This is a genomic window from Faecalibacter sp. (assembly GCF_057177045.1).
This window is the reverse complement of sequence record NZ_CM169987.1, coordinates 2,585,207-2,604,410: the sequence shown is the minus strand read 5'-3', so window position 1 is coordinate 2,604,410 and position 19,204 is coordinate 2,585,207. Positions and strand designations below refer to the sequence as shown.

Genomic DNA, 19,204 nt, shown 5'->3' with positions numbered 1-19,204 from the left:
TTATTCGATTCCTTCGTTTAAAATTGAGTGAATATCCAAAATACCAAAGTAATGATTTTGATCGTCAACCACAACCAATTGACCAATACTATTTTGTCGTAAAATACTTAATGCCTCTCTCGCTTTTTCAGATTTATGAATCGTTTTCGGCGACATTGTGGCAATATCACGTGCAACAAGTTGTGAAAAATCAGAATGATTTAACAACATTCGACGTAAATCCCCATCAGTAATTACACCGATAATTTTTTCATCTTCTAACAACACGGTGATTCCATGACGCCCTGATGTTAACGAATTGATGACATCATAAATCGACGCCTCCGGTGACACAAATGGACGTTTATTGGGATCTACAATATTTTCTACAGTCCATAACAAACGCTTTCCTAAAGCTCCACCTGGGTGTGACTTGGCAAAATCGTCTGATTTGAATTGTTTCATTTGCATCAAAGCAACTGCTATTGCATCTCCCATCACCAACTGTGCGGTAGTTGACGAAGTAGGCGCTAAATTGATGGGACAAGCTTCTTTGGTCACATGAACATCTAAAACGATATCCGAATGTTTAGCCAATTCAGACTTTAGGTTAGCCGTTAGTCCAATTAAACAAGAAGAATAGTGTTTCAAAATCGGCGCTAAGTATGTAATTTCGGGTGTATTACCACTTTTAGAAATACAAATTACAACATCTTCGGGTTGTAATAAACCTAAATCTCCATGAATGGCTTCTGCAGCATGTAAAAATTGAGCAGGCGTACCTGTCGAATTTAATGTCGCTACAATTTTATTTGCAATATGAGCACTCTTCCCTACTCCAACAATAACTACTTTACCTGCAGCATTATAGATCGTATTCACTGCTGATACAAATGAATCATTTATACGTTCAGCAATTGAACTAAGCTCTTGAATTTCTTCTCGAAAAACATTTTGAGCAATTTGTATTAATTTAGAATCTTCCAAAACAAATAGTATTGTCTAATTTTATTTTTTTCAGTATCTTTAACCCTTCCTTTTTATCTCTAATTCAATCATATAAAAAATTAGAGTTATAATCAGGGTTCAAATATAGGAACTATTTAATTTATAATATTAATTTTAGTCTTTTGTGTAGATGGAAGCCACTTCGAAAAACTTAACATCTTACCTTAAAAAATACTTTGGTTTTGACCAGTTTAAAGGTCAACAAAATGAAATTATCAACGCTTTATTAAATAAAGAGGATGTTTTTGTTTTAATGCCAACAGGAGGAGGTAAGTCTTTATGTTATCAATTACCGGCACTAATGTCAGATGGAGTTGCAATTATCGTTTCACCTTTAATTGCACTAATGAAAAATCAAGTCGATGCAATTCGTGGGATTTCAGAAAATGATGGAATCGCTCACGTTTTAAATTCGTCTTTAAACAAGTCAGAGACTAAGAAAGTGATGACCGATATCCAAAACGGTATCACAAAAATGCTTTATGTTGCACCTGAATCTTTAACAAAAGAGGAATACATTGATTTCTTTAAATCAGTGGATATTTCATTTTTTGCAATCGATGAAGCACACTGTATCTCTGAATGGGGTCATGATTTCAGACCTGAATATCGTAATTTGAAAGCAATTATCAACAAAATTGGAGACGCTCCAATTATTGCTTTAACGGCTACAGCAACACCTAAAGTACAGGAGGATATCCAAAAAACGTTAGGGATGCAAACAGCAAAAGTTTTCAAAGATTCGTTTAATCGTGCCAACTTATTTTATGAAGTTCGCCCGAAAGTGAATCAGGATAAAGAAATCATCAAATTTATTAAACAAAACGAAGGGAAATCTGGAGTCATTTACTGTTTAAGCCGTAAAAAAGTTGAAGAATTCACTCAATTGTTACAGGTCAACGGGATTAATGCCATTCCTTACCATGCAGGCTTAGATGCTAAAACACGCAGCAAACACCAAGACATGTTCTTGATGGAAGATGCGAGCGTTGTCGTAGCAACAATCGCATTTGGTATGGGAATCGACAAACCAGATGTACGTTTTGTCATTCACTATGATATTCCGAAATCGTTGGAAAGCTATTACCAAGAAACGGGTCGTGCAGGTCGCGACGGCGGAGAAGGGCACTGTGTTGCTTTCTATGATTATAAAGATATTGAAAAGTTAGAAAAATTCTTAGCGAGTAAACCCGTTGCTGAACGCGAAGTCGGAATGCAATTATTATCAGAAGTCGTGGCCTATGCCGAAACATCGATGTCTCGTCGTAAATTCTTATTGCATTATTTTGGCGAAGAATACGATGAAATCAATGGAGCTGGTGCTAATATGGATGACAATATGCGCAATCCTAAGAAAATGGTCGAGGCAAAAGAAGATGCTTTAACAGCTTTAGATGTGGTAAGCAGAACGAGCCAAAAGCTGAAACTGAACGAAATTGTAAATGCTATTGTTGGTAAAGAAACTTCGACAACAAAATCATACAATTTAGAGAAAGAGAATTTCTTTGGCATTGGGAAAGGTAAAGAAGATTACTACTGGAAATCCATTTTACGCCAACTTATTGTTCATAATTTCTTGGAAAAAGAAATTGAAACATATGGTGTGCTTAAAATTACAGACGAAGGTCGAAACTTTATTGCAAACCCTACATCATTCAAGATTGCTGAAGATGTGGACTTTAAAAAGTTATTAACCGAAGGCGGTCTAGATAAAGAAGAAGTCACAACGGCTCCTGCAGCATTTGATGATAACTTATTAAAGCAATTAAAGGAATTACGTAAAAAAATTGCCAAAAAACATAACATCCCACCTTTCGCCGTATTCCAAGATACAAGTTTGGATGATATGACCATGCAATACCCAACAACCATCAAAGAACTAACAAATGTTTTTGGAGTTGGTGAAGGGAAAGCTCAAAAATTCGGAAAAGATTTCGTTGAATTTATTGCCCGTTATGTGGAAGACAACGACATCACACGTCCTGAAGATATGGTGATCAAACAAGTGGCGGATAAATCGAGCCATAAAGTGTACATCATCCAATCGACAGACCGCAAATTAAATTTAGAAGATGTGGCAGAAGCCAAAAATCTTTCGATGAGTGATTTGCTTTCTGAAATGGAGGCCATTGTTTACCAAGGCACTAAATTAAATATCGATTATTACATCGAAGACATCTTAGATGAAGACCAACAAGAAGAAATTTATGACTTCTTAATGGAATCCGATTCCGACTCTATGTCAACGCTACTAAAAGAATTTGGAGACGAATATGACGAAGAAGAACTTCGACTGATGCGCATCAAATTCATCAGTGAAGTTGCCAACTAAAATATAAATTGAAAGCCCAAAGATTTTGTAACTTTGGGCTTTATTTTTCAAACACACAATGAACAACAAAGTTATTTTAATGATCTTAGATGGCTGGGGAATCGGTACCAATCCTGAAGTTTCTGCCATTGAACAAGCGAACACTCCTTTTATTGATAGTTGTTACACACGTTTCCCAAACGCCACACTGGATACTTTTGGATTAGCCGTAGGGTTACCAGAAGGACAAATGGGAAATTCGGAAGTAGGACACATGAATTTAGGAGCAGGTAGAGTAGTTTTCCAAAACTTGGTTCGAATCAATATGGCCGTTGAAAATGGAACTTTTATTGATGAACCCATTTTAAAAGATGCCTTCGAGTACTCATTAAACCATAACAAAAACGTTCACTTCATTGGATTAGTTTCTGATGGAGGTGTACATTCACACATCAATCATCTAAAAGGGCTATTAAATGCTGCAAACCAAGCAGGATTAAAAGATAATGTTTTTGTACATGCCTTTACCGATGGACGCGATTGTGATCCGAAATCAGGTGAAGGATTTATCAGTGATTTAATGAATCACATGAATGAAACTACAGGAAAATTAGCCTCAATTACCGGTCGTTATTACGCTATGGACCGTGATAAACGTTGGGAACGTGTCCAATTGGCTTATGATGCTATGGTAAAAGGTGAAGGCTTAAAAACCGCTTTCCCTATTCAAGCCATTCAAGATTCTTACGAAGCTGAGGTAACGGATGAATTCATCAAACCAATTATTGTAGCGGACGAAAAATACGAACCAATTGCTACTATCCAAGAAGGTGATGTCGTTTTATGCTTTAATTTCCGTACCGACCGTGGACGTGAAATTACAGAAGTATTAACTCAAAAGGCCTATCCTGAATATGGCATGCAACCATTGAATGTAAAATATATTACAATGACACAATACGATGAAACGTATCAAAACGTAGAAGTATTATTCAATGACAGCAACATTAAAAACACATTGGGTGAAGTTTTAGAAGCTGCGGGTAAAACGCAAATTCGTATTGCAGAAACAGAAAAATACCCACACGTGACATTTTTCTTTTCAGGCGGTCGCGAAACCGAATTTATCGGTGAAAAAAGATTATTGTGCGCTTCTCCTCGAGATGTAGCTACTTATGATTTAAAACCAGAAATGGCGGCTTACGATATTACCAATGCCATTTTACCTGAAATTGAAAAGGAAACAGCCGATTTTATTTGTTTAAATTTTGCCAATACAGATATGGTAGGACATACAGGAGTGATGGAAGCAGCAATAAAAGCCGCTGAAGTGGTTGATGCATGTACCGAAAGAATTGTAAATCTTGCCCTTGAAAAAGATTACAAAGTGGTGATTTTGGCTGATCATGGAAATTCTGATTTTATGAAGAATGAAGATGGTTCACCAAACACACAACATACAACCAATCAAGTCCCTTTCATTTTAGCGCAAAACAAAAAGGAATGGAATGTTTCTCATGGAAAATTAGGAGATATTGCTCCAACTATTTTAACTTTAATGGGAATCCCGATTCCAGAAGAAATGACGGGTAATATCATTGTAAATAAAATCGAACAATAATAACTAAACAGCTAACCTATGACAAATAAAATCATTGCAGTAGATTTTGATGGCACAATTGTAGAAGATAAATATCCAGCAATTGGAAAACCAAAACTTTTTGCATTCGAGACATTAAAACAATTACAAAATGATGGCTATCGCTTAACGCTTTGGACTTACCGTAGTGGAAAGGCATTAGAAGAAGCCGTAGCGTTTTGTCAGAAAAATGGAATCGAATTTTACGGCATCAACAATAGTTATATTGGTGAAGAATTCAATGAAGAAAAAGCAAGCCGTAAAATCAATGCTGATATTTTTATCGATGATAGAAATTTAGGTGGGTTCCCTGGTTGGGGTGAAGTTTATCAAATTATAACGAAAAAAATAGAATTTTCTCTACACGAACACGGCAAAGAACGTGAAAAGAAAAAAAAGAGAGGATTTTTTGGATTATGATACATTTAAAAAGTAAAGAAGAATTAGAATTAATGTACCTAAGTGCACAGTTAGTGTCTAAAACATTAGGTATGTTAGCCAAAGAAATTAAACCAGGTGTTACGACGAATCACTTAGATAAATTAGGTGGTGAGTTTATTCGTGACCATGGAGGGTATCCTGCATTCTTAGGAATGTATGATTTCCCAAAAAATTTATGTATTTCTCCGAATGAACAAGTGGTTCATGGAATCCCTAATGATGAACCTTTACGTGAAGGGGATATCGTTTCTGTGGATTGTGGTGTTTATATGAATGATTTCTATGGCGATCACGCGTACACATTTGCTGTAGGTGAAGTGGATGCTGAAACAGAAAAATTATTACGCATTACCAAAGAATCTTTATACAAAGGGATTGAACAAATGCAAAAAGGTAATCGCATTGGGGATATTGGTCATGCCATTCAATTGCATTGCGAAAAAGAAGGATACGGAATCGTTCGCGAATTAGTTGGACATGGATTAGGTCGAAAAATGCACGAAGATCCTCAAGTTCCTAATTATGGTCGTAAAGGAACAGGTAAAAAAATCGAAGAGGGATTAGTATTAGCCATTGAACCAATGACCAATATGGGAACGGAAAAAGTGAAATTTCACAAAGATGGATGGACTGTAACCACTCGCGATAATAAATATTCAGCCCACTTCGAACATGATGTATGTGTCGTAGATGGAAAACCAAAATTATTATCAACTTTCCAATACATTTATGATGCATTAGGAATCGTTTCAGACGAAGAAACTCCATTTTTATTTAAACCATAAGCGATAATCTCAATTAGTGAAAGCGGCATTTAAAAAAATCATGAACATTGTTCCACGTCCTTTGTTAATTCAAGGAAGTTACATTGTTCGTCCTTTTATTGTTTGGTACATGCGTGGAAATCGTTTTGTAGATCCAATCGATAATCAAGGATACAAAAGCTTATTACCGTATGGATACGAAAAGCAACGAGAAAATGTACTTTCTCCAGGAACGTATTCATTAGAAAGACACCGTTTGATGTGGTTGTATCTAAAAAACGAAACTGACTTTTTTACGAAAGCAGCCAAAGTTTTACACATCGCCCCAGAACAGTCTTTCATTAAACGTTTTAGAAATCTTAAACATTTGGATTATACGACCAGTGATTTAGAATCACCTTTAGCCGATGTCAAAGCGGATATTTGTGATTTACCCTTTGAAGATAATTCCTATGATGTGATCTTTTGTAACCATGTTTTAGAACATATTCCTGATGATGCCAAAGCAATGGCTGAATTATTTCGTGTCATGAAACCTGGTGGATGGGGAATTTTACAAGTGCCTATTTCTTATCAAAGAGAAGTGACATACGAAGATCCTACCATCACTTCGAAAGAAGATCGTCGAAGAGAATTTGGTCAATATGACCATGTTCGTGTGTATGGAAAGGATTACTACAAGCGTTTAGAAAACGCTGGATTTATTGTAGAGCAAGTCGATTATACCAAACAAATTCCTGCAGCTGACGTTGAAAAATATTGTTTAGAAAAAGGGGAAATTTTACCTGTGGTAAGAAAACCTCTTTAACATAAAAACCCCTTATTTTCTATTGAATAAGGGGTTTTTCTATCAATAAGTAAGAATAATATTGTGATGGGTACGATGATTAATATTTTCAATCAGCAAACTGTCATTTTCCAATAATTTACCAGCTTTTTCAGGCGATTCATAATGGTAACCAAATGGTGTTCCGTACCGACGAATTAAAGTATCCGATTGCATCAAATCATCTTCAGTAAACCGATTGTAATAATTCGATTTATTTTTTAATAAATAAACCAATTCAGGATGATCATTTAGTTTTCGATTATTCTTAAACATTTGTCCTAAGTGATTCATACAATATCGCTCCCCTTGATATTCAACAAGAAAATCCACCTCGTTAGAAACTTGCAAAGAATTTAACTTGGAATCCTTCAACCCTTTTTTTATGGCATTATAATCGGATTTGCTCAATTGAATAATTTCCACATCATCAAAAGTGAATTGAAAATCTGAACAATTTTTTAAGGCTAGATTTTCCGATTGAAATGAAATTTTCATGTATTCATTTTTCAAGGAATTCTTTAGTTCATTTTCATTAGAAATGGTTAAATGATCCACTGATTCGCATGAGTACAGCAAGGCAATACATCCAAAAAATAAAGCGTAAAGTTTTTTCATTCCATCGTGTTAATTAGTCGATTCTAATATAATCAATCTTTAAAACAAAAATCAATCTTTTTTCTGATAAATAACAAATAATCAATACAGTTACATTTATAAATACTGTGATCCGATAAATACCATTTTAAAATTCACATTTCGACGTCCCACCATCGCTGGTTTAATTTTTTTGTGGTGTTTTTCAAAATAGTGTTGCAATTGATTCACGCGATGCACCAACTGATTCGCCGCTTTACGATTTTTACTTTCCAAAACTTCAATCGATTTTATTTTTCCATTTTGATCAACAATCATGGATAATTTAACCTGTATCGGAGCAATCGAATCATGTTTCGGTTGTACTGATTTTACATATAAATCCAAATCTTTCGTCATGCGCTCTTGGAAACATCCATTAAGTTTATGGTTATACTGCATATAACGATCACAACCGGGATAAATAGGAAAACGATCAATTGGTTGTGCTTTTAGAGAAGTTGCGAACAGGAATATAAAGAAGAAGAATGGCAATAATTTCATAAGGATTTATTTTCGTGCGCGAAATTAATATTTTAAACCCTTCGAACACCCTTGTCAACAAAAAAATCCACACCTTTCGGTATGGATTTTTATAACGATTTATTTTTATAGTTTAATGCGCTTCGTACCAGTTGGCTCCTACTCCAACCTCAGCAATTAAAGGCACATCGAAAGAAGCTGCAGCTTCCATCTTTTCTTTAATCATTTTCGAAACTGCTTCCAATTCATCTTTTGGTGCATCAAAAATTAACTCATCGTGCACTTGCAATAGCATTTTGGTTTTGAAATTTTTCTTCAATTCACGTTGAATTTCAATCATCGCCATTTTTACGATATCGGCTGCCGTTCCTTGAATTGGCGCATTCACCGCATTTCTTTCTGCATGCGAACGAACCACTCCATTACGCGAATTGATATCTTTTAAATAACGACGACGTCCCATTAACGTTTCCACAAATCCTTGCTCTCGCGCGAGATCCACTTGTTTTTCGATGTACGTTTTTAATGTTGGATACGTTTGATAGTAAGCATCGATTAATTCTTTGGCTTCTTTACGTGACACATTCGCTTGATCCGCTAATCCAAAAGCTGAAACCCCATAAATAATTCCGAAGTTGACCGTTTTCGCTTGGCTACGTTGCTCACGCGTCACCTCCTCTAAGGCCACATTAAATACTTTTGCAGCTGTTGAGGCATGAATATCTTCTCCACTTTTAAACGCTTCGACCATCGCAGGATCTTGCGACATTTGAGCAATTAAACGTAATTCGATTTGCGAATAATCGGCTGAAATAATCACATGATTCTCATCTCTTGCAATAAATGCCTTACGAATTTGTTGTCCTTCTTCAGAACGAATTGGAATATTCTGTAAGTTCGGATTTGTTGAAGATAAACGACCTGTTGCCGCAACCGTTTGCATATACGTCGTGTGCACGCGACCTGTTTTAGGATTCACCAATTCAGGTAATGCATCGATATATGTGGATTTTAATTTTTGTAACTGACGATATTGTAAAATATCATGGATAATCGGATGCTTATCTTTTAATTTCGAAATGACTTCTTCTCCTGTAGCGTACTGACCGGTTTTGGTCTTTTTTGCTTTAGGATCCAATTGCAATTTATCGAACAAAATATCGCCCAATTGTTTTGGCGAATTAATATTAAATACTTCCCCGGCATCTTCATGAATTTTCGCTTCCAATTCCGCTAATTTCGCTTCATGTTTTACCGACAATTCTTTTAAGAATGGGACGTCTAAATTAATTCCTTCCAATTCCATTTCTGCCAACACTTGCATCAATGGCATTTCCAAATCCGTAAATAATTTATACGTATTGGCTTTCACCAATTCAGGTTGAAACAATGTTTTTAATTGGTAAGTAATATCCGCATCTTCAACAGCATATTCCGTTTGTGCGTCTAATTCTACTTCATTAAATTTCTTTTGATTCTTCCCTTTTTTCCCGATTAAGTCTTCAATTTTAACCGGTTGGTAGCTTAAATAGGTTTCCGATAAGACATCCATATTATGACGCATATCGGGATTGATTAAGTAATGTGCAATCATCGTATCGAAGTTGTTTCCTTTCACTTCCACACCATATTTCGCCAATACTTTAATATCGTATTTTAAATTCTGACCAATTTTTGCAATTTGATCATTTTCTAAAACTTCTTTAAACTCCTGGATTAATTCCTGAGCAGCATCAAATTCGGCCGGAAAAGGAACATAATATCCTTTACCTTTTTCGTAAGAAAAGGCAATCCCGACCAATTCTGCTTCTAACGCTTCTAAAGAAGTCGTTTCAGTATCGAAACAGAACTCCGATAATTCGGTTAATTTTTTAATCAATAATTTTCGCGCTTTTGGCGTATCAATTAATTGATAGAAATGATCTGTAGTAGATGCATTGGTATACACCGAATTTTGAGGTACAATTTCTTCGTCCGATGTAAAATCAAACAACGATTGTTGACCAGCGGGGTCTGAAGCTACATTTTCTTGAGAAGCGATTGAAATCTCTGTCTGCGCTTCCTGAATTATTCCTGAAGCATCTAAACCATAGATTTTGTACACCGTCTCTAACATTCGACGGAATTCTAATTCATTGAATAACTCCGTTACTTTATCTAAATCGGGTGGGCAAACCAATAAATCTTCTTCATCAAACTCTACAGGTGCATCCGTAATAATTGTCGCTAATTTTTTAGATAATAAACCTAACTCTTTATTTGCTTCAATTTTTTCTTTGGCTTTCCCTTTTAATAAATGGGTATTTTCCAAAAGATTTTCCAACGAACCAAATTCTTTGATGTATTTACTCGCGGTCTTCGCACCAACACCTGGTAAGCCTGGAATATTATCCACCGCATCACCCATCATTCCTAAATAGTCAATGACTTGAATCGGTTCATCGACCCCAAATTTTTCTTTGATTTCTTCGATTCCCCAAATCTCAACCCCTTTTCCATTTGCGGGTGGACGATACATTTTGATATTGTCGGTAACCAATTGCCCAAAATCCTTATCAGGCGTCACCATATAAGTCACATAACCGTGTTGTTCTGCTTTCTTGGCTAATGTTCCGATGACATCATCGGCCTCATATCCTTCCGCAAATAAAACGGGAATTTTTAACGCACGTAATAATTCTTGAATCACCGGAACACCTTCACGAATGGCCTCAGGCGTTTCATCACGATTTCCTTTGTATTCTGCATAATCTACCGTACGCACTGTTGCTTCTCCGACATCGAAAACTACAGCTAAATGCGTCGGCTGTTCACGACGTAACACATCAAAAAGGGAATTCATAAACCCCATGACTGCTGAGGTATTGAATCCTTTTGAGTTGATGCGTGGATTTTTGATAAATGCATAATACCCTCTAAAAATTAAGGCATACGCATCTAAAAGAAATAATCTTTTATCTTGATTCATTGTTGATAAGTTTTAAGTATTACGTTTTACGTCTTACGACAAACGTATAAATGAGTCCACGTAGAACGTATTACATACTACGTAAAACTTGTCCATTAATATTCTGGCGCTAATTCGACCACTAATCCGTCCATCTCTTCCGTGATATGCAACTGACATCCTAAACGAGAATTCTCTTGCACATTGAACGCTTCACTCAACATGGCATCTTCGTCGGGATTCATTTCAGGTAAATTGATTTCAGGTGTATGCACATAACATTGACAAGATGCACACATGGCCATACCACCACAAACACCAATCGTTCCTTCTGGCACTAATTCGTATGCACGCGTTAGTTCCATAATATTCATGTTCATATCAGTTGGCGCATCCACTTCATGTTTTACACCGTCGCGATCTATAATTGTAATTTTAATATCTGCCATTTTATTCTTTCTTCCTACAAAAATAAGAATACTTACACCACTAAAAAAGGATTATACGTTTTGTCTAAATTTTAGCATTAATTTAAAATAATTCTTGTTACGAAATGTGCAATTTTGATACTAATTGGTAAAATTGAAATGTTATGAATGCACACGAAATAGATTACGAGATTTTTGGAGAAGAAATGCAATTCGTCGAAATCGAATTGGATCCACAAGAAACAGTAGTAGCCGAAGCCGGAAGTTTTATGATGATGGAAGATGGCATTAAAATGGAAACGATTTTCGGGGATGGTTCGCGTCAATCGGGCGGAATTTTTGGGAAATTAATGAACGCCGGAAAACGCATCTTAACGGGTGAAGGTTTATTTATGACCACTTACACCAACTACGGACATGGCAAGAAAAAAGTTTCTTTCGCTTCACCTTATCCTGGGAAAATTATTCCAATCGACTTACAAGAATACAATGGAAAATTCATTTGTCAGAAAGATGCCTTTTTATGTGCAGCGAAAGGAGTTGCTGTCGGAATTGAATTCAACCGTAAGTTAGGAACAGGATTATTTGGAGGTGAAGGTTTCATCATGCAAAAATTAGAAGGAGACGGAATGTCTTTTATTCATGCTGGAGGAACATTACACAAAAAAGTGCTACAACCGGGTGAAGTTTTAAAAGTGGATACCGGATGTATTGTTGGGTTTGAACAAACCGTGAATTACGACATCGAATTTGTTGGTGGAATAAAAAATACATTATTCGGAGGTGAAGGGGTATTCTTCGCCACGTTACGCGGTCCTGGAACAGTCTATGTCCAATCGTTACCATTTAGCCGTTTAGCAGATCGTATTATTGCTCATGCACCATCAGCGGGTGGTTCATCGCAAGGCGAAGGTTCTATTCTTGGTGGATTAGGACGTTTAATGGACGGAGATTAACCGTAAAATAAAATCACCTTGTCAAGGTTTAGAACCTTGACAAGGTTTTTTTTTGGAGTTCAGTTGAGCTCTTTTTTTATCTTTAGTCGTTATGGTTTTCATAAAATTTAACCTTGGAATTTCACGGATTGAAAATAAAAGATAGATTATTTGTATCCATTAAAAATGATGTCCACAATAAATTCGATTAAATACTTAAAACAGTTTTTATGTTCAAAAATTGCACTAAATTATAACAACCTAAACAACTTAACCTATGCAAAATGAACATTTAAACACTTTGCAAACCATTTGGAATTCGATTGTGAAGACCGACGAGGAATCGGAATATTTAACCGATTATAATTTTGAACATTTACTCAATCTTTTTAAGGTTGGGGATTTCTACTATTACATTTTTAATTTACAGACTTCCCAAGTAGAATTTATAAGTCCAAGCGTCGAAACCATCACTGGAATTTCACCTGAAAATTTTACCCTTCGGAAATTTCTTCAAATGATACATCCAGCTGATTATACCCATTATCTGAACAGTGAAGCAACAGCCATAAAATTTGCCATGAATTTTGATGCTAAAAGATTAGTAAAATATAAGGTGCGAACAGATTTTAGATTGATCAATACCAAAGGGGAAACCTTACGGATTTTACAACATTTGCATCCTTTACAAATTTCGAAAGCGGGCGGTATCATTCGTTGTTTGGGCATACATACCGATATTTCGTACCTGAATGTCATGGGAAGACCCATCTTATCCTTTATTGGAATGGACGGTGAACCAAATTTTATTGATCTGGAAATTATTGAAAAATTTAAGCCTACAAAAGAGATCTTAACCGCTCGAGAAAAAGAATTATTACGCTATTTGTTCAAAGGACAAAGCAGCAAACAAATTGCTTATCATCTGTCATTAAGCGAAGCAACGGTGAATACACACCGCAGAAATATTTTAGCCAAAACATCATGCAATTCGATACAAGAGGTCATTTACAAAGCCATCGAAAATGGTTGGATATAAAAAAGGCATCAATTCCTTGATGCCTTTTTTGTGGGATTTATTTAATAATTAATTTCTTTGATTCTTTTCCTTTTGTTGTATTTACATTGATGATGTAAATTCCCTTAGGTAAATCTTTAATCTCAATTTTTATCTCTGATTGATTTTCGGTTAATTCTGTTCCCATTAATTTCCCAGTTAAATCATAAATACCAAAGCTTAAAATCTCTGCTGATTTAGTTGTTATAAATAATTCGTTTGTTGCTGGATTTGGGTAAACTATAACATTTTTATTACTGTTAGAATTTTGATTTTGAAAAATTTCTGTCATATTAAGAAACTGAAAATCTACATCCGAAACAATTAACTCACTTATACCATTATATCTAAAATTAGAATTACCAAATACTTTATTAAGTTGTGGATTATATACAACTTGACCTAAATAATTGGGAGGAATTACCAATTCATCATCAACTTTTATTGCGATTTCATTTATCTCACCATTTGCTATCTGAAAATAGGTATTGGGAATATTTGGGGTTCCTAATGAATTGTTCGCATATAGTATTGGAGAATTATTAATACACATACTATTATCTTTTAAAAAGGAATATGAATTATCAAAGGTAAATTCCAAAGTTTGCGTTTGGTTATTCCATACTCTTAAACCTCTAAAATTCATATCAAAATTAGTGTCACCATATAATGTATATTGACCACATTCTTCTAAAAGAAGTAATTCATTATAAAGATTTCCAATATTTGATTCTAATAATGTTATTTCATTATTAATAGTATTATATCTATAAAATTTTGAATCTTTAAAATAATAAATATTGTTTTTTGAACTTGATATTTTGTAATATAAATTCATAGAATCTACTTTAGTAATTGCAGATGTCTCTAAATCATATCTCCAAATGATTGCACCAGAATAATAAGCGTCAGAATTAAATACTCTTGTTTCAAAGTAAACAGCAGAATCATTTGCTGTAATTATTTGAAATTTCTCTAATAAACCATCATTTGTTAATTGAAACACATCAGCTATTGAATTGGTCCCATTAGATGTACCATCACTCTCCCATAATTTTATTAATGAGCCTCCAATATTTTGTAAAAAATATAATTTATCACCAACTATTGCTTTAGAAGATGTTGACAAATAAGGAGATTGTGAACCTTGTGCTATATCTTTTAAAATATACGTTCCTTCTTTTGTTCCGTTCGTTGTCCAAATTTCACTTCCTTGATGAGGTATATATCCAATGAAATAAAATCTATTTTGACCTTTACCTATAAAGCTTTTAAAACCACTCACATCACTATAAGGTCCAGCAGTCGTTGGATTAATTTCTATTTCTTGAGTTCCTTCAGGTGTTCCATCAGTAAACCATAATTCAGATCCAGAATTCGAACTTCTTCTTGTTCCTGAAAAATAAAGCTTGTTATTAAATTCCATAGCTTTCATCAACCCTCCAGATGAATTATTATTTAATCCTACATCAAATACTTTTCTCGTGGTATCTTCTGTTCCTTGGGTAACGTATAAATCATCATATCCTGATGGTGATAAAGCTTGATAAAAAACTTTATTACCTACATTAGTAAATACTCTTGGATTTGAATTTGGAGAATGATTAAGATCTCCATAATAATCTAATGATGATGTTAAATTGTTGTAAGCGAAAATCTCAGCACCAGTTTCAGGTGTAGAAGCATGTACTATAATTTCGTCGTTAGAAACACTTAATATTTTTTGAACTACTATATTTGAAATTAAAACTTCTCTTACTCCATTACTTAAATCATAAACTTCTAGATTTCCTTCTTTGATATAATATTGTTTAGAACCTATTGAATGATTTTCAAATATAGTCGTATAATTTAAGAAGGAAAGTTGTTCTATTTGACCTGTTAAAATATCAATTTTTATTGTTTCATAAGATCCTGTCTGACTAGAAAATACAGTTGTTAGAACTGAATTATTATATGAAATATCTAATGATGAATTATAATTTAATGAGTAGTTACCTAAATCGATTTGAGATGTAGTTCCATCTGAATTTATTTTATAAAAATTATAATTGAATATAAAAATTATTGAATCCCCAACTTTCTTGAATGATCCTAAAGTGAAATTAGGTAAGCTAGTTTCTTGAATATTATACGTCTCTAAATCGAATGTTTTTACAAATGGTTGATAGTTTTCATAAGATTTATAATACAATTTTGAATCAATAATATCTAATTTAAAATCAGTTATTTGATTACCATAATACAGCATATTATCAATAGGAAAATGCAATACTTCATTAGTAGATAGGTTAGCTACGCTAATTTTATTTTCATAAAGTACAACAAGCTTATTATCTTTAATGGTAATCCCCATTATTTTTGAATCTGTATTTAAATCTAATACATCCTCAAAAACACCATTGGTTAACTTAGCCAATTTTGGATTTGTAACATTATAACTATCAGAATATAATATATAACTTACATTTTCATCAATTTTGAAAATCTTATTCAGATAAAATGATGTTTTAATAGTATCTAATTGACCCTCCTCTATATATTTTAATAATAAATTTCTATTTGTATTATAAAAAAAATGGTTCGAACCGTCAGAAATTAAATTGGAATAATCTAAATTATTCGTTCCAGTATTAATCGAAGAATATTCTTTCGTTTGCTTATTCAACTTAGTTAATTTGCTGTTGGCAAGAAAAATATAATCTTCTGTAGCTGAAGTAAAATTTCTAACTGTTATATCTCCATTTTTTACGATATCTATAGTCTGAAAATTCAATTCATTCTGTGCAAATAAAATTGGACTTAAAGCGACTAAAGCAAGGGATAATACTAATTTTTTCATTAGTTTTTAATTAATTTATTAGAGTAATTAGATGTATTCGTTGTTATATTTAAGAAATAAATTCCTTTTTTTAATTGAGATAAATCTATTTCTGAGAAACTTTCATTTGAATGTATGTTTAGATTTAGAATTGTTTGCCCTGTAACATTTACAACTTTAATCTCTTTTATTTGCTCATCTTTATTTACTATAACTTTTACTTTACCAGTTACTGGATTTGGAAAAACTTTAACTTCACCTTTTTTATTTAAATTCAAGTTAATATTAGAATTTTGATCCGATAAAGTTGTTAAATTAAAAGCATCATAGTCTACCACAAACACTTCTTCTCCTGCATAATAATGGTATATATTTAAGTATAATTTATTATCCATAAATTCCATATCCTTCGTATAATCATAATTTAACCACATATTTGGTAGATCATTGAATTCAAAATCAAAAGTTTTTTTGGTTCCATTATCAATAACTGATATTTGATTACCATAATAATTTTCTATGAAGAATAATTTTCCATTATTACATTTCATAGGACTAGTATTTAACACATATGAATGATCCATAAACCCAACAGATCTTGTTCCTGCAGATGTACCATCCGTTTCATATAAATTATAATCTTTGAAACTAATAAAATACATTTTGTCGTTACATGCTTTACCAATAAATGAATCAGTACGATTTCCTTGCACATTCAATTTTTCGTGATTTACACCATCACTTGCCCATAAGTCATAAACACTTGAACTTCCAACCTGTTTTAAATAATAAAATTTGTTATTATGTATCGGTTGATTGTAAATATTAAAAGGTTCATCAGCTGGATATACATCACCAAATACAGTTCCATCAGTGACGTATGTCATGGTAGTCCCATTGTATAAATAATACCCGTTATTATAATTTACTAAAAGTTGATCATTAAATTTACCTACTATATTCGCTTGATTATCATCATAATTTTGTGCTAAAAATCGATAGACTGAATCAACTCTATTATTTGATAAATTAAGCTTATTGATTCTTCCTTTATTATTTCCTTCAGACACATAATAATATTGACCATTTAGTTCAAAAATTCCTTTAAATGAATATCCTAATATATCTGGATCCACATTAAAAATAGATTTTACATAATTAAGAGAATTATCTACTGGATCTAAATAATGTAATTGACTATTATAAGTACCTGATAAGGTATTAGATACAAAATATAATTTATTATTTAATACATATGGATTTCCGACAGAGAATAATGATGCAGAATAAATAATTTCAAAATCTTTTGTTTCCTCATTCAATTTTGATAAATGAGATTGATAATTTCCTTTACTTAATAAAATCACATCATCTCCCACTTGATAAAATGAATGCTCCACATAATTATAATTACTTTCTGGATTTGTATATTTTACACTTTCTCCTGTAGTAGATATACTATAAACACTATTTCCTACACCTTCAAAAAATAAACGATTATTTAATTTTTTAATATTTTGTACATTTCCTGAACCTCTATAATTGATATTTTTTACAAACTCTTTTGTATTTGTAACTTCATTATATTTCCAAAGTTCATCACCGTTAATTTCATCACTCTTTCTAAAATATAATTCACCATTATAGGTAATCATATCATATGAATTAATAATTCCAATCTCATTAACTAAGCCTGAAGTTTCTACAGTTCCTCCACTTCTAAAAACTCGATAAGATTGAGTATTATCGGTCACACTGAAATAAAAATTATCTTCCGTAAAATAGAAATCACTATGGATGTTACCTGTAGAGGCAAGAAATACTAATTGAGAATTTTCGTATTTATAAATACTACTTTCATAATTATGTTCAGTTACAATATACCATTGATCTTTGAACTTAAATGATTTTCTATAATTTAAATATAGATTTGATATTTCATTTCCATCGATTGTAATTAATTCAAAAGCGTTAGTTGACCTATTGTATTTATACGCTTTGGATTGTTTAGTAGACCAATCAATATTTTTTGCATCTATAATTAATATTTCATTATCTAATACCATTAATTTGTGATTAGGAAGTGAATAAATATCCTCAAAAGAAAATATTTCATTACAATTTCCATTTTCACAAGTTAAAATTTTACCTGAATTATAGGTATTAGACAAAGTGTAAATCCATTTGTTATCAACTTTTACATAATCATTAATCTTAAGATTATCAAAATTTGAAATTTGAATTAGATTTTGATTAGAATCTATCTTATAATGGAAATCCTTACTATTTATCGTTATTATAAAATGAAGCTCACCACCAATTACTTTTAATGAAGAAAAATTGGAATAACTAACATTGTCTGTAACAGTTACTTTTTTAGTTCCTATAGTTGTTCCATCTGTCTCATATAAATAATATTCATATCCATTATTTCTTACCAAGAAATACAACTTGTTTCCTAATTTCACATAATCTTTCTCATCAAAAGAAAATGATCCTAAATCAACTGTATTAGACTCTGTTCCATCTGTAATAAAAACTCTTTGGCTATTATAATTTTTAGTACCATACAATATAAATCTATTCTCATCAAATTGAATTGCCTTTGTACTACTGAAATTAATTGAAGTATTCGATTGATCCTTATTTACAAATTTTAATTTATTATCATCTAGTGTATATAACCATCGATAATCTCGAGATTGATTAGCCGTAAAATGTAGTTTATTATTGGATATAAAAAAACTAGAAATACTAGATCCTTCCGATTTAGAAATATCAATTACGTCTAACGCGACCGAATTTTGTTGTCCATAAGAAATAATTCCAATTAAAAATATAGCAGAGTAGATTATTTTCTTCATATATAAGTATATTGTGTAATAGTTACAAATATATCATTTATAAATATTTAAAGGCTAATATCAAA

General features: G+C 32.8%; 14 protein-coding genes. 7 read left to right on the top strand and 7 right to left on the bottom strand.

The features are described 5' to 3' along the window. Positions 1-966 carry a KpsF/GutQ family sugar-phosphate isomerase gene (locus AC1QSP_RS12110; protein WP_484078916.1) on the bottom strand — a complete coding sequence of 322 codons (966 nt, stop codon included), beginning with the start codon at positions 964-966 and terminating at the stop codon, positions 1-3. Between the two features lie 151 nt (positions 967-1,117). Between AC1QSP_RS12110 and recQ the strand changes: the two genes are divergently transcribed. From recQ to AC1QSP_RS12085, 5 genes are read left to right on the top strand one after another with little or no spacing between them, the layout of a single operon-like run. After that, a complete protein-coding gene (gene recQ, locus AC1QSP_RS12105) occupies positions 1,118-3,319 on the top strand; it encodes a DNA helicase RecQ (RefSeq protein WP_484078915.1) in 2,202 nt (733 codons plus the stop codon). Positions 3,320-3,377: 58 nt separating this feature from the next. Further along, a complete protein-coding gene (gene gpmI / locus AC1QSP_RS12100) occupies positions 3,378-4,919 on the top strand; it encodes a 2,3-bisphosphoglycerate-independent phosphoglycerate mutase (RefSeq protein WP_484078914.1) in 1,542 nt (513 codons plus the stop codon). Between the two features lie 18 nt (positions 4,920-4,937). Then, positions 4,938-5,357 carry a BT0820 family HAD-type phosphatase gene (locus AC1QSP_RS12095; RefSeq protein ID WP_484078913.1) on the top strand — a complete coding sequence of 140 codons (420 nt, stop codon included), beginning with the start codon at positions 4,938-4,940 and terminating at the stop codon, positions 5,355-5,357. Then, positions 5,354-6,163, top strand: coding sequence for a type I methionyl aminopeptidase (gene map, locus AC1QSP_RS12090; RefSeq protein WP_484078912.1), 810 nt, complete (start codon positions 5,354-5,356; stop codon positions 6,161-6,163). Before AC1QSP_RS12095 ends, map begins: the two co-directional genes overlap by 4 nt. 40 nt (positions 6,164-6,203) lie before the next feature. Then, on the top strand, positions 6,204-6,950 hold the full coding sequence (locus tag AC1QSP_RS12085) for a methyltransferase domain-containing protein (protein WP_484078911.1): 747 nt from the start codon (positions 6,204-6,206) through the stop codon (positions 6,948-6,950). 42 nt (positions 6,951-6,992) lie between these two features. Here AC1QSP_RS12085 and AC1QSP_RS12080 read toward each other — a convergent pair whose 3' ends face one another. From AC1QSP_RS12080 to AC1QSP_RS12065, 4 genes are all read right to left on the bottom strand, one after another. After that, on the bottom strand, positions 6,993-7,586 hold the full coding sequence (locus tag AC1QSP_RS12080; RefSeq protein ID WP_484078910.1) for a hypothetical protein: 594 nt from the start codon (positions 7,584-7,586) through the stop codon (positions 6,993-6,995). Between the two features lie 96 nt (positions 7,587-7,682). After that, the gene (locus AC1QSP_RS12075; RefSeq protein ID WP_484078909.1) at positions 7,683-8,108 is read right to left on the bottom strand and encodes a hypothetical protein; all 426 of its coding nucleotides are present in this window, start codon (positions 8,106-8,108) and stop codon (positions 7,683-7,685) included. 112 nt (positions 8,109-8,220) lie between these two features. Beyond that, entirely contained in the window at positions 8,221-11,055 is a 2,835-nt protein-coding gene (gene polA, locus AC1QSP_RS12070) for a DNA polymerase I (RefSeq protein ID WP_484078908.1), read from the bottom strand. 95 nt (positions 11,056-11,150) lie between these two features. Then, positions 11,151-11,483, bottom strand: coding sequence for a 2Fe-2S iron-sulfur cluster-binding family protein (locus AC1QSP_RS12065; protein WP_484078907.1), 333 nt, complete (start codon positions 11,481-11,483; stop codon positions 11,151-11,153). A gap of 143 nt (positions 11,484-11,626) precedes the next feature. Here AC1QSP_RS12065 and AC1QSP_RS12060 point away from each other — a divergent pair, with 143 nt between their 5' ends. Next, positions 11,627-12,418 (top strand): TIGR00266 family protein, encoded by a 792-nt coding sequence (locus tag AC1QSP_RS12060; protein WP_484078906.1) that lies wholly within the window; start codon positions 11,627-11,629, stop codon positions 12,416-12,418. A 256-nt stretch (positions 12,419-12,674) separates the two neighbouring features. After that, complete coding sequence (locus AC1QSP_RS12055) at positions 12,675-13,436, top strand: LuxR C-terminal-related transcriptional regulator (protein WP_484078905.1); 762 nt, start codon at positions 12,675-12,677, stop codon at positions 13,434-13,436. A gap of 37 nt (positions 13,437-13,473) precedes the next feature. Here the strand turns inward: AC1QSP_RS12055 and AC1QSP_RS12050 are convergent, their stop codons facing one another. Together AC1QSP_RS12050 and AC1QSP_RS12045 are read right to left on the bottom strand one after the other, a co-directional pair. Beyond that, the gene (locus tag AC1QSP_RS12050; RefSeq protein ID WP_484078904.1) at positions 13,474-16,296 is read right to left on the bottom strand and encodes a T9SS type A sorting domain-containing protein; all 2,823 of its coding nucleotides are present in this window, start codon (positions 16,294-16,296) and stop codon (positions 13,474-13,476) included. After that, positions 16,296-19,139, bottom strand: a complete 2,844-nt coding sequence (locus tag AC1QSP_RS12045) for a T9SS type A sorting domain-containing protein (protein WP_484078903.1) — start codon at positions 19,137-19,139, stop codon at positions 16,296-16,298. The genes AC1QSP_RS12050 and AC1QSP_RS12045 overlap by 1 nt, the downstream gene beginning before the upstream one ends. Positions 19,140-19,204: the final 65 nt, after the last annotated feature.